This window comes from Planctomycetaceae bacterium, assembly GCA_041398785.1.
GTDB lineage: Bacteria > Planctomycetota > Planctomycetia > Planctomycetales > Planctomycetaceae > JAWKUA01.
In genome coordinates, this window is the sequence record JAWKUA010000013.1 from 62,933 (window position 1) to 76,154 (window position 13,222).

Sequence of the window (13,222 nt, forward strand, 5' to 3'; positions counted from 1 at the left end):
TTATCAGACGATTCCTGATGCTGAAGCGCGTGGATTTGCGCGCGGTGGCGATGGATGCAAACGATGAGACGACGACTTGCGACGATCTGTGCGCTGATTCTGGCTTCGACGCTGGCCGGCTGCTGTGTTCCGGCGCCGATGTGCCTGCAGCCTCCGCCAGGTTACGGAAGTCTGCCGCCGTATGGTTATCCGTATCCGAATCCCTATCTGGCACCGCCTCCCATGGCGCAGCCGGTTTGCGGTCCCGTTGCAGCCCCGTACAGGCTGGGTCCGCTGCGTCGACAGGCCCGCCGGCAGCGGCGATTTGAACGTGTCCTGAACCGTCTGTACGGCAGGGACGCGGAGCCGGAATCGTCGTGTTGCTCGTGTTCCGAATGCTGCAGTCCGTGCGAAACCTGCACCAGTTGCTGTGACAACGTCTCCGGTCAGCCGCAAATGTATCAGCAGCCCGCCTGCGAAATGCCTGCCTGTGAAATGCCGGCCAGCGAGTGTGGTGAGACGGCATACGGAACGACATACGACGCCACCTACGATGCGAATCCGCCGATGCCGGCTCCCGCGCCGCCGGTGGAACCGCAGGCATGGTCGGTTCAGCCGGTGCCGGACTACAACATTCCGCTGCCGCCCAGCGCGGCACACGGCGGAATCCAGCAAATGGGGCACAAACAGCCGCAGCCGCAGCCGCAGCCGCCGGCGCCTCGGGCCGCTCAGCCTGCCCCCGAAAGAACGAAGGTGCCGGGACAGCGAGTCCAGTTGCGACAACTGCGAGGTCCTGCCGATAAGGAATAACATGGGCTGGAATTCCCGAACCCGCGCCGTCGAAGAGTTGATTCAGAACGGCACAAAAGGCACCGCTGTACAGCGGCTGTGTCTTGTTCGACGTGATCCAGCGGCGTGGAACATCGGCCCTGCCACATACGTTCACCTTTCCACGGAATCGGCGCACACGAGTCATTGGGATCTTGGAATCCCGTCGCTGGCAGGCAAAGCCACGGCCGGGAAGCTTGAGTCGGAATTCAGCCCGGTGAGAAATCCCCACCGGCCGACGACGGGCAGCAACACTACAACCAGTCTCGTTTGCACCGCCGTCACTTGGTGGCAGAACTTGCCGAACAGCGGTCAGGTTTTCCTGAGCAACCCCGATTCGCGCGTCGATACAGACCACCGGGGTTCACTGTTCTGTGAAATCGGGAAACTTATCCAATGAATGCTCGCGTCTTCTTACTGGTCCTTGTCACCGGCTTGTTCATGTCGGCGTGGAACGGGGACCAGGCAGCGATGCAGGCCGCTTTGGCCAGCCGCGACCGTGCGCGAGTGAATGTCGTTGCCAGCGACCGTTCTGAGGAATCGCAGACTTCCGCGTATACAACAACGAAGCTGATGCCGAAATCAGAACCCGCTTCGTCAGCCGATCTGCGCGACGAACATCAGCGGCTGCCGTTTCCGCTTCCAGCCGGGATCTCCGCGGGACGGTACCAGGCCGTCAGCGATCGCGGTTCATCGCAGCTGGTTGTGATTCCGGCTGGTGAGACTCAGGGAACGGTGGAACGTGATCTGTACATCACCGACGCCGCGGACGGCAGTCGCTGGTACCTGATCCGTCAGCGATAGCTTCATGGTCTGACGCGTGACCGGAGTGCGGCCGGCGGCCGGACCGTTCCCCATTGGACCTTGCCGGAATGCGCCGATTCCGGAAGAATCCCGGAAGATTCTTCCTCTCCAATCGGCGCACGGATGCCCGCACCGTCTGACAATCTGATTCGCCAGCTTACGGAATGGCGGCTTTGTTCGCGGCAGGATATCGATGCCTGCGAACCGATTGTCCGGCGGCTGTGCCATGACCTGCCGGACTTTGATTCCGTCTGGCTGGACGCGCTGGTGCAGCGCCGAATTCTGACGCCGTGGCAGGCTTCGACGCTGCAGTCGGCTCGCGCGGATCGCGTTCGGCAGGGCGACTTCGTGTTGCTGGAACCGCTGGGGACCGCGACATTTCTGGCTCGGTCCGTGTCTGATGACCGGCCGGTCGTGCTGCGGGAAATCGCGGACTCCGGACACGCACAGCCCGGACACTCGGAGCCCCTCAGCCGCGAACCTGCCGACGAAACGGAAGAGGATCGCCGGCTTCAGCGGTTGCAGGATCTGATCGAATCACTGGATCGCAACCGCAACGGAGTGCCGCCGTCGATTGCGCTGCCGCGTGAGGTTCTGCGATGCGAACACGGCCGGGGACTGTGGCTGGTCGCTCCATACGTTGCGGGTTGGCGGCTGGATGACTTGCTTGTTCGGGGAGGACGACTGCCGGTTTCGGCGGTTTGCGAAATTGGACGTGATCTGCTTTCGGCCGTCTGCTGGCTGGAAACTCAGAAGCTGGTTCACGGCGATATTTCGCTTCGCAATGTTCGCCTTCGTCCGGACGGTCGTGCCGTGCTTGTTGATCCGTTCGTCTCGCGGCTGACTCGTCCGTCGGTGAGTTTTCGAGCGGATCTGCGGCTGCGCGACGTGGAATTCACGGCTCCGGAACTTGCCGGAACTGCTGGTCAGCCGTCGGTTCGCAGCGAGCTGTATTCCGTCGGATGTGTGTTGTGGCAATTGCTGACATCGCGGCCCGCGTTTCTGTCGGCTGATCCGCTGACAAAGCTGCTGAAGTCACAGGAACGCGACGTCGACGATGTGCGGATTCTGGTGCCGGACTGCCCGGACCAGGTCGCTCGGCAAATTCAGAGTCTCACGCGGCGCAGCCCGGAACTTCGTCCCGCAACGGCTCAGGATGCTTTGAAGAACTGGATGGCATTCTGCGAGAAGGGACATTCGCGGACACGCAGCCTGCTTCACCGCCTGCCGGATCGCCGGCAGGTGTCTTCGTTTTCGTCGCCTTCGTCGCGACGTCGCGCGACCGGTCGGAACAGGTTTCTGGCGATCACAACGACCACTGTCTGCCTGGTCATGGCCGTGTTTGTTGGAATTCAGCGGGGCCTGATTCCGTCGACGCTGAAGCTGGGACCGCATGCGTCGAGCATTGGTGCGACACCGAGCGAAGTCCGGACCGCGGCGTCGGCAGCGCCAGCCGATGCCGACAGAGCCGCTGTCGACAAAGCCGCTGTCGCCGAAGATGAAACACCGATCGTCGACGGCATGCGATCACTGCCGTCGCCCGGCGCTGCGGGAGTCGTGGTGTTGCGGCCGGGAGAAACCTATCGAGCGACGGCGCTGCAATCATCCGGCACATTGCGCGTGGAATGCCCGGACGGAAGACCGGCGATTGTGAAAGTCGCTTCCGGCATGTCGTGGCACCTGGCAGGCAATCAGGTTGTGCTGCGAAACGTGGAGGTCCGCCGGGAACTTCGCGCGCCTGCGGCGGGTGACTCTTCTGCCGAAAATGCTCTGTTGGAAATCACGTGCGACCGACTGAGTCTCGGGCACTGCATTCTTCGAAATTCCGCGACGGACAAAACAGCGTCGTGTGTGGTCTGGCAGCCGTCGGCGGTCGGAACCGAAGCGTCGACATCGGTTGAACTCATTGACTGCGCGTTGACGGGCTCCGGCTGGGGCGTGTTGCTGAAATCGCCGGCGGAGCGTTGTTCGCTGACAAACGTTTTGCTGCAGACCGGCCGAGCCGCGATGCGCTGTGATGTGCCGGCGACCGCAGCGGCGGGCGCGGCGAGCCTGGATTTCGAACTGACTCGCGTGTCGCAGGTTTCGGGCGACAGTTTTCTCGACGTGCTGCTGAATGATGACGAGCCCGCTCCCGGCATTCTGACCCGCATTGTCAGCGGTGAGTCTGTGTTGTCGGCGGACGCAGCGCTGGTGCGGTTTGCGTCGTCGCTGTCGGAGTGGTCGCCGGAAAACCTGCTGGTGGAATTCCGGCTGCGGGAACGCGGAAATCCGACGATTGTGCCGGGTTCCGTTCGTCCGGTTGTTTACTTCGACCGTTCTCTGTCATCGGTGGTGGAACTCGATCCTTCGCAAATCCTGGTGGAAGCGCTGCTGTTCGCGAATCCGGTGTTCCGCGGAAAGGACGCTTCGACCACGAATGATCCGGAGTTTGCGGAATTCGAACTGCTGGATTACGAAGGCCCGAAACTTAGCACGGTGAATCTGCCCGGTGTCAATGTAAGACGTCTGCCATAACGTTTTCGTGACGCTGTCGTGAGGCTGCCCATGTATCGAGAACTGGATGTCGACCGGACGATCGAAACGCTTCACACGCTGCGAAATCGCGTGGGTGAGCGGTTTCCGGATTCCAGCCTGCAAGCCGTCTGCGGAGAACTCACCGACCTGGCTCGTGAAACCCGCAAGCGAATCGAATCTATTTCGCAGCCTCACATGCCGACTCGCCTTGGTGTGGCTCTGGTTCTGCTGCTGGCGATTGGTCTGACGGCGCTGATGGTGACCGGTATTGTGGTCAGTCAGCGGGACCGGTTTTCAATTGTGGAACTGATTCAGGTGACGGAACCGGCGACGAATGAAATCGTCCTGATCGGAGCCGCGCTGCTGTTTCTGTTCGGCATGGAAGTCCGCATCAAACGCACTCGCGCGCTGAAGGTTCTGCATGAACTGCGAGCCATGTCTCACGTGATCGACATGCACCAGCTCACGAAGGATCCGAACCACATACTCGGATCACCCGCCAGTCGCACCAAGTCGTCTCCGCAGCGCACGCTGACGTCGTTCGAACTGACCCGCTACCTGGACTACTGCAGCGAAATGCTGTCTCTGATCGGGAAGCTGGCCGCGCTGTATGCTCAAAGCCTTCCCGACACGGTTGTTGTCGCGGCTGTCAATGACATTGAAACTCTGACGAACGGGATGAGCCGAAAGATCTGGCAGAAGATCGTGATGCTGGAGAAGGACCCGGCGAACGGGCCTCTGCCATCAGCGCCTGCCAGCGAATCGCAAACACCGACCGACGATTAGAGAATTCTCCATTCCCCATCGCTCCCTACCAGGGCACATCGATCCGCGTGTGGACGCGGCCGGCGACGTCGGCGATATGCGGATTTCGCGCGGTCATGCGTTTCAGAACGCGGTCGATGCTGACACCGTCAATTTCGCAGACGACCATCACGCGTCCGTCGGATGCTTCCCGGATGGCGACACAGTCTCCGAAAGTTTCCACCAGCCGGGTCGCCCATTCATCGCGGGAGTCACATGCCGGAAGATGACCGAGCACGCGGCGGTATCCGCCCAGCCCGTGCAGCACCGGCCACGCATTTTCAGGGAACCGTGACTTGTTGTTGCCCTGAATCGCCGGCGAATCCTTGCCGCTGGAAGACGCGTTCATCAGGAAGGTAATGGCTTCTTCAAACAACTGCTCCACGGCGGCCGTCAGATTCGCTTCTTCGGACAGCATGGCTCCCAGGGAAAACGCGTTTGACGAACGCAGATGTCCGTCGAACGCATCGATCACCGGCTGCGGAATGGAATCGGACAGCACCAGTGTGGACGACATGCCCGACATCAGGCTCTGCAGTTTTGTCTGCATGGCGGTCAGTTGAGTATCAATCTTCACGACGTTTTTGCGGACGGTCTGCACATGCGTGAAGAAGCAGCGATAGATCGTCTGATAGGCGACCAGCACGCAGTATTCGCGGCAGAAGGCTCGCAGTGCGTCGTGATTGAACTCGCCGCTTTCCGTAACGAAGGCACACGCGTCGTCGTTGTCGGGTGACTTGCACAGCCGGTTGAATGCCTGTTCGATTTCCGAAGCCAGGTTTTCGCATCCGGTGGCGGTGGTCTTCAGTTGATTGATGATGAACGCGACGGCGGCGGAACAGCCTTCCATGCGATGCGGCGCGTCCAGAATTCCGACCAGGTGCTTGCGAATTTCGGTTTCCGCAAGGCGGCTGGCGTCCTGAATCTGCCGCTGGGCTTCCAGAACAATTCGCTGCAGAGAAGACGAAGCGGCATCGGCGTCGTCTTCGCGGGGTGATGCGATGACGTCGGCCAGCAGGTTCAGAGCCTGCCGCCGTGTCGGAACCGTGTCCGCCAGTTGAGTCCGGATTCCCCGGAACACGCTGTCGGAGAACTGTTCGATTTTCTGACCGATCTTGCCCCGCAAGACGCCGACGACCTGCTGCGGCAGCGTGTCGTCCGTGAGCTGCAGATCCGCCAGCAGTGTCTGAGTATCCGCCAACTGCGGCGGCAGCGCTTTCGTCACGCAGGCGGTTCGCGAGATCGCTGAGCCGCTCCACTTGCGCAGAACCAGCGAACACAGCACGCGAGCTTCCTGACGGGCGGCGTCGTGAAGCTGCTGATCCAGTGAAGCCAGTCCCAGCAGCCGCAGCGGTCGCTGCCCGTCACGGTCGGATCTCGAAACCGTCCGCCACGCTCGAAAGTCGTGTCCGCCGGAGGTCGTTGCACTTGTGAACAGATACTGCGCCACGCTGGTGGTGCGTTCGGAAAACGCAGACGCGTTCAGGCCGTCGCCGCAGTGGAACAGATACGTGTCATCAAACGGGCACGTGTCCGTGTTGAGTTTGGATGGACTGAATCCCTTCTCCAGCCCCAGTCCCGGTGACGACAGAAGCTGCAGTTCCTGCAGGCAACTGACGGTGTTGGCTTCCTGGACATCCGTCACATTTCGAACGGCTCCGGTTCCGTGCAGCAGGATTCCCTGCAGGGACACGTCGGACAGTTTTCGGCTGCGCAGAATGTCGCGGATCAGAAACGCGACGTCGGCGACCGCACCGCTGGACGTGCCGCCGGACGTTGCCGCCACGACAACAATATCCAGTTGTTCTTCATCGATCCCCTGCTTCAGAGCGGCGGCCGTGGCTTTGACGGAATCGGGCTCAAGCGCCTGCAGAATGGCTTCCTTCAGACGAGTTCGAACCAGCCGGCGATGATCGAAAAGAGCCAGGCGGCCCAGCGGCCGGATGCCTTCCACTTCACCGGAGCGGGGAATGTTGAACAGCCACCGGCGGCTCAGCCAGCTCAGGTCCAGATCGGTTTCCGCCCGGTAATCCTTCGACGATCGCAGGGGAATGTGAACGGTTTCGGTTTCCTTCAGACCTTCCTGAATCGTGGAACTGCGGACGTTGCGCAGATCGTTGCGATTGGTGTCGATCTGCAGGAACGACATGGCCGGAGTCATCGGGCCATAGGCTTCGTTCAGCCTGGCCTTCAGTGACCGCAGGACTTCTCCCGCCAGACCGCCGACACCGACGAACACCGTCGGGCGCAGCAGCTTTCCCTTCACGGAAACGGGCTTTGTGGGAATCGGCTGCGACGCTTCTTCGGGCTGCGCGTCGCTGACCGGCCCCAGGGACTGAACCAGTGCCGTGCGAGTCGCTTCTGACGCTCCGCCTTCGTAGTCCGATCTCAGCACCGGCAGCGAACGCGGTGTCTTGCGGCGCGAAAGTTCGTCGATCAACTGACGGCAGCTGTCGAACCGGGAGTGAACGTTCTTGGCCAGTGCCCGGGCGATGACCGGACGATCGACCGGCTGCAGCGATGTCAGATCCGGCTGACTTCGCAGATGCTGCGCCGTCAGTTGCGCAGCCGTCCGACCGTTGAACGGCGGTGTTCCGGTCAGCATCGTCTGGTACACGATCGCCAGACTGTACTGGTCGCTGGTTGCGCCGGGCCGGCCTTCGAAGATCTCGGGGGGTGCGAACAGCGGCGTGAAGCCGTTGACCAGCGAGACGTTCGTCAGGTTGACGTCCTTGGCCAGGCCGAAGTCACCGACCTTGACGTGATTTCCCTGCAGCAGCAGATTGTCCGGCTTGATGTCCAGATGCTGCATTCCATGCTGTTCGAACATGAAGTCCAGAGCATCAGCGGCATCGCGAAGGTACGACAGCAGTTCATCGCGGGGAATTCCCGCCAGACCTTCTTCACGGCACTGCCGATAGCGGTCTTCCAGATTGCCGTCGGCCAGTTCGGTCACGACGATCAGGCGGTTGTTGCAGATTTCGATGCGTTCAATGTTCAGCAGAAACGGATGCCGCAGGTCGCGCATGCGTTCCAGCGACTTCATTTCCGCCTCGGCGTGCTCGCCGTCGCGCTGGCCGAACAGGACCTTGACAGCCTTGGCCAGACCGCCGGGACCGATGGCTCGATAGACTTCACCGTAACCTCCGCTGCCCAGAAGAGATTCCAGTTTGTAGCCCGCCAGCGTGGTGGCGTTCAGCCCCGGTGATGGCCCGACCGGCGTGTCGGTACCCAGGCGAGTTGTCCGGGCGACGTTTTCCATCGATTGACCTGTACTCATGACATGCCTCCGTGTCGGGGGCGAAGTTCTTTGGTGTCGATCCGGGTGAAGAAGCTTTGAGTGACGCGGTCAAAGTGCTGCGGCAGCATTTCAAACGGCAGTTCGTTGTACGTGCAGAAATTCCTTACCTGCAGCAGCAGGTCGCGGGCGTGACAGCGACGCAGCGGACGACTTGTGCCCCGATAGTGGCGGTCCAGCAGTGAATCCACGGCATCCGGGTCGTAGAAGCAGCCCAGCTTCTCCGAAGCAAGCTGGAACAGTTGGTGGAATTCCGGTTCGTCGGGGTCGCACAGTTCAATGCGATAAGGGATTCGTCGCAGGAAGGCTTCGTCAACCAGGTCCGCAGGTTCCAGGTTGGTGGAGAAAATGATCAACTGCTGGAACGGAACCTGAATCTTCTTGCCGGTGGCCAGAGTCAGAAAGTCGTGCCGGTTTTCCAGCGGAACAATCCAGCGGTTCAGCAGTTCGGCCGGAGAAATCCGCTGGCGTCCGAAGTCGTCGATCAGCAGGCAGCCGCAGTTGCTTTTCATTTGCAGCGGCGCTTCGCTGATGTTGGTGCTGACGTCGTGGCGGATTTCCAGGTTGTCCATCGTCAGTTCGCCGCCGACAACCACGGTCGGTCGTCGGACGCGAATCCAGCGGCGGTCCCAACTGGTGTTTTCCGCTGGCTGCCGGACGCGATGGTGATACGCCGGGTCAAACAGAGTGATGATTTGACGTCCGTCGATGACCGCGTGCGGCAGCCAGATTTCCTGTCCGAAGCAACTGGTGATGCGGTTGGCCAGAGTCGACTTGCCGTTGCCCGGTGCTCCATAAAGGAACATGCCGCTGCCGGAATTGACGGCCGGGCCCAGCATGTCCAGCAGTTCGCTGGAAACGGAAATGTCCTGAAATGCGTCCGCCAGAGCCGCGCGGCGAATCGGTTCGTCGCCGATGGCCTGCGCTTCCACGGAAATCACGTAGTCCATCAGCGGTACGGGTGCCGGGCCGACATACGCACATTCCGCGTGAAACGTCCGGGCTCGCTGGCGGCCTTCGTCCGTCAGGCCGTAGACGTAGTCGTTCAGGTTGCCTGCTCCGACGTGTGTGATCATCCGCCGGCCGCGGAGTCGGTCGAGTGTGTGCTCAACGATCTTGAACGGCAGGCAGGTTTCCGCGGCGATATTGCGTCCGCTGCAGTTGCCGCTGGACAGCAGAAACTTCGACACCAGCGCTTCCAGGAACGGTTCTGAAAGTCCCAGTTCGTGGTGCGACTTCGGGTCCGTCGGCCAGAATCGTTCTCCGCCCAGCAGCAGCGACAGCAGCGACTGGTCTTCGATTCCCGGTTGTGATGTGGCAGTGGACATGATTGCGTTCTGTCGTCGTGTTTTCAGTCAGGAACCGACTCCGAAGGATTCCGGGATTCGATTCAATTGTGCGACCGGTTGTGAGAATCCAGGTGTCGTGATGGTTGAGTGTCCCGACGATGGAGTTTCTCGAGGTGACGCAGCCGATCCCGGTGGCATCCGGCGCGGTCGATTCTTCAGGTCAGCTACCGGGTTGTTGACCTGGTCCCGGTAGCCCAGGTGGCTGCGGGTTCTCCTTTGCCGAACAGAAATCCCTGTGCGAGTTCGAATCCCAGGTCCGTACAAACTCGGGCTTCTTCTTCCGTTTCCACTCCTTCGGCCAGCGGCACCACATCCAGGTCTCGCACGATGCGAATCAGCGAGGCGACTGTGGACCGGCGAGTTTCCGAGGCTGCCGGAAGGCCCTGCACCAGTTTGACGTCAAACTTCAGGACATCCGGAGGCACTTCGATCAGTTCCATCAGCCTGGCCTGACCGGCGCCGAAGTCGTCGTAGGCCAGTCCCATTTTCAGTTCCTGCAGTGTTTCCTTCAGCCGCTGCAGGTAGTCCAGCGATGTCGCGCCGGATTCATGGACTTCCAGAACGACGTGCAGGTCCGGGTACTCTTCACGAAGCTGGTACAGCGATTCGATCAGTTCCGCGCGGTTTAGTTCGGCCGGATGTGTGTTCAGAAAGTATTGAACGTCCTTGCCCAGAACGTCACAGCCGCGAAGTCCTTCCAGGCGGCAGATGCGGCTGAGTTCGCCTTCCGACGTTCGCTGAGCGGCGACGCGAAACATCTTGGCGGGAGTTTCCAGGCCGATGAACTGGCTTCGCGACAGGACTTCGTAGCCCAGACATTCGCGAGTGGCCAGGTGCAGAATCGGCTGATAGTGCGGTTGAACGCCAGGCCGGGACAACAGCGTGGAGAACTGAATCTGTGCCAGAGCTTCTCCGGCGGAATCCGAAGTGACGGTGGCGCTTTCGGTAACTCGGCTGGCTTTTCTCAGCGTGAACATGACGTTGCCGAAGTGCAGAATGTCGCCGTGCCGCAGCGCTTCGACCGTTTGGATTCGCCGGCCGTTCAGCAGTGTGCCGTTGGTGCTGTCGCGGTCCCGAACCAGGATCTGGTCGCCCGCCAGGATCAGTTCCGCGTGCCGGCCGGACACCGTGGAATTGGCGATGCACAGGCTGTTGTCGGGGTGACGTCCCACAGAAAACGGCTGCGTCTTGATGCCGATTCGCTGGGCCGTGTCGTTGCCGTCGGACTGCCCGCAGAGAGTCCAGAATGAACCATCAGCGTTGTCTTTCGCGGAGATCGACGGCGTCACGGGGGCGTCCTTCGGAGGAAGGATGATCTGTCGTTCTGTTCCGAACATGGTCTATGACTCGTTCGCGTTAACGGTAAGCTCAGGAACCGCAAGCACATCTTCTGACGTCCGCCTGCCGGATCGCCTCGGTTCTTCGGGACACAGTTCCCAGGACTGTTCAACAACCCTTTGCGGAATGCCATCCGAGTTTCCGCCGAGTTCGACCATCCATGCGGTTTCAGGCGATTCCTTCGCGCGGTACAGACATTCATCCGCCGCGGCAAACAGATCAGCGGGGCTGGATCCGTCGAATCCGTCGTGGCGAATGGCCGCTCCGATGGAGGCCGTTGTCCGGATCGGGTAACCGTCGATCTGCAGCCTGATGCCGGTCAGACTTTTCTGCAGCCGCTGAATGGGTACGGTCAGCATGCCCGGCAGACATCCCAGGCACAGCGAAACGAATTCGTCGCCGCCCAGTCGAGCTACCAGGTCGTAGGATCTCATGCAGGCTTCCAGCCGATGAGCCACCGTGGTCAGCACCAGATCGCCCGCCTGGTGACCATAGGAATCATTGACGGTCTTGAAGTTGTCCAGATCGATTACTATCACGGCGACGGATGTCCGCGTGCGTTCGGCGCGGTTCCATTCTTCCTGCAGCCGCCGCTCGTAGGCCAGCCGGTTGGGCAGCGACGTCAGCGGATCACAAAACGCTATTGACAGCAGCGATTCGATCCGCTGCCAGCTCAGAAAGACATCGCCGTCGACGGAGATGCCGAACAGCCGGTCGTTTTCCGTGATGGCAACGCAGTCGACTCCGCTGCTGATCGAAGCTTCCGGCCGGTCCGTGCCTTCGCAAAACACAACGCTGGCCAGCGACGCCAGCGGCATTTCCTGCCATCGGGTTCGTTCAAATTCATTCAGCGAATCCACGCGGCCAGGAATGATCTCCGCGGTTGCCAGTCCGGCGATCCGGCCGTTGTCGTCCGTCGCCAGAACGTAGCTTTGCCCCGACAGGCCCTCCGCCACCTGCTTCAGCGGCGTGTCACGATGGAACACCGCCGGAACGTCCAGCGTCGACACCGGCGACGCGATCAGCCGCGCGCTCGTTGTTCCGACTGTGGCTTGTTGTTCCGTCTGTGACATCGTTCGTCTTCAGTGGACCCGGCCCGGGCAGAGGATGCAGGGAGGTGGCAGTTTTGAAAACGTAGGTCACAGATAACCCATGTTTCGCGGAAACCACAAACCCTGCCATCTGAACCTGGCCGGTCGCACCGAATGTCCGAACTTTGACTCATCGCACGAGGAACTGCTAAACGCGGCACCATCAGCAATTCCCCCACGTTGCGAGCGAAATGGTGACCACAAGGCCCGGATCGGGGACAATAACTGCCCGGCATTCGTCGCCGCGGAGCTGCCTTCAGTGGCTGACGATCTCCGTCCCGACGCCCTTGTCGGAGTAGATTTCCAGCAACACGGAGTGCGGCATCTGAGCATCAACGATGTGCACTTTTTTCACGCCGGCGTCCAGAGCGTCCAGGGCGGCTTCCACTTTCGGCACCATTCCTCCGGCGATCGTGCCGTCTTCGATCAGGCCGCGTACTTTGGCGGCATCGACCTGAGACAACCGCGATTCCGGATTCCCGACTTCCGTCAGAATGCCGGGTATGTCGCTCAGAAACACCAGCTTCTCCGCCGCCATCGATCGGGCAACCGCAGCGGCGGCCGTGTCCGCGTTGACGTTCAGCCGATGCCCCGAAGAATCCAGGGCGATGCTGGGAATCACCGGAATGGTGCCGGTCGAACAGATTCTGATCACGGTGTCAGTATGCACGGACGTGACGTGTCCCACATGGCCGAGATCCACCTGATCGCCCGAGTCGTCCCGCAGCCGCAGCCGTTCCGCGACCAGCACATTTTCCGTCTGAAAGCTCAGACCCGTCGCGGACGCTCCCTTCATTCGTAGCTGGTCAACCAGTTCCCCGCAGATCGTGCCGACCAGAACGCCGGACGCAATGTCCAGAGTCGCGTCGTCGGTAAAACGTCGTCCGGCGACAAACCGCGGCTCAATTCCTGCCGCCGCCATCGCCGAACTGATCGCCTTGCCGCCTCCGTGAACGATGATCGGCCGCATGCCGACAGTCGCCATAAAGACCACGTCCGTCAGCAGGCTGTCAACCGCCTCCGGCTGATCCAGAGTACTGCCGCCCAGCTTAATGACGACGTACCGGCCCCGAAACCGCTGAATCCAGCCCAGAGCCTCAATCAGTGTCCTGGCTTTACGAATCGCTTCCTGCATCAGTTGTGTCGACCTGTATGGAAAAGAATGTTGCGGCAACAGGCGGCGATCATAATGCAGCGCAACGCCGAAACCCAAT

General features: G+C 60.9%; 9 protein-coding genes. 4 read left to right on the forward strand and 5 right to left on the reverse strand.

Going from position 1 to position 13,222, the window contains the following annotated elements; all coding sequences use genetic code 11:
- Positions 1–63 precede the first annotated feature (63 nt).
- The 4 genes from R3C19_15890 (at position 64) to R3C19_15905 (ending at position 4,914) form a co-directional block, all read left to right on the forward strand.
- A complete protein-coding gene (locus R3C19_15890) occupies positions 64–789 on the forward strand; it encodes a hypothetical protein (GenBank protein ID MEZ6061828.1) in 726 nt (241 codons plus the stop codon).
- Positions 790–1,203: 414 nt separating this feature from the next.
- Entirely contained in the window at positions 1,204–1,611 is a 408-nt protein-coding gene (locus tag R3C19_15895) for a hypothetical protein (protein MEZ6061829.1), read from the forward strand.
- Positions 1,612–1,734: 123 nt separating this feature from the next.
- Complete coding sequence (locus R3C19_15900; protein ID MEZ6061830.1) at positions 1,735–4,128, forward strand: protein kinase; 2,394 nt, start codon at positions 1,735–1,737, stop codon at positions 4,126–4,128.
- Positions 4,129–4,158: 30 nt separating this feature from the next.
- A complete protein-coding gene (locus R3C19_15905) occupies positions 4,159–4,914 on the forward strand; it encodes a hypothetical protein (protein ID MEZ6061831.1) in 756 nt (251 codons plus the stop codon).
- Between the two features lie 25 nt (positions 4,915–4,939).
- Here the strand turns inward: R3C19_15905 and R3C19_15910 are convergent, their stop codons facing one another.
- The 5 genes from R3C19_15910 to argB all read right to left on the reverse strand — a co-directional run bounded on the left by R3C19_15910 (position 4,940) and on the right by argB (position 13,143).
- The gene (locus R3C19_15910) at positions 4,940–8,212 is read right to left on the reverse strand and encodes a tubulin-like doman-containing protein (protein ID MEZ6061832.1); all 3,273 of its coding nucleotides are present in this window, start codon (positions 8,210–8,212) and stop codon (positions 4,940–4,942) included.
- Positions 8,209–9,558, reverse strand: coding sequence for an AAA family ATPase (locus R3C19_15915; GenBank protein MEZ6061833.1), 1,350 nt, complete (start codon positions 9,556–9,558; stop codon positions 8,209–8,211). The genes R3C19_15910 and R3C19_15915 overlap by 4 nt, the downstream gene beginning before the upstream one ends.
- A 185-nt stretch (positions 9,559–9,743) precedes the next feature.
- Positions 9,744–10,916, reverse strand: coding sequence for an EAL domain-containing protein (locus R3C19_15920; protein MEZ6061834.1), 1,173 nt, complete (start codon positions 10,914–10,916; stop codon positions 9,744–9,746).
- A 3-nt stretch (positions 10,917–10,919) separates the two neighbouring features.
- Positions 10,920–11,990 (reverse strand): GGDEF domain-containing protein, encoded by a 1,071-nt coding sequence (locus R3C19_15925; GenBank protein MEZ6061835.1) that lies wholly within the window; start codon positions 11,988–11,990, stop codon positions 10,920–10,922.
- Positions 11,991–12,264: 274 nt separating this feature from the next.
- Entirely contained in the window at positions 12,265–13,143 is an 879-nt protein-coding gene (gene argB, locus R3C19_15930; GenBank protein MEZ6061836.1) for an acetylglutamate kinase, read from the reverse strand.
- Positions 13,144–13,222: the final 79 nt, after the last annotated feature.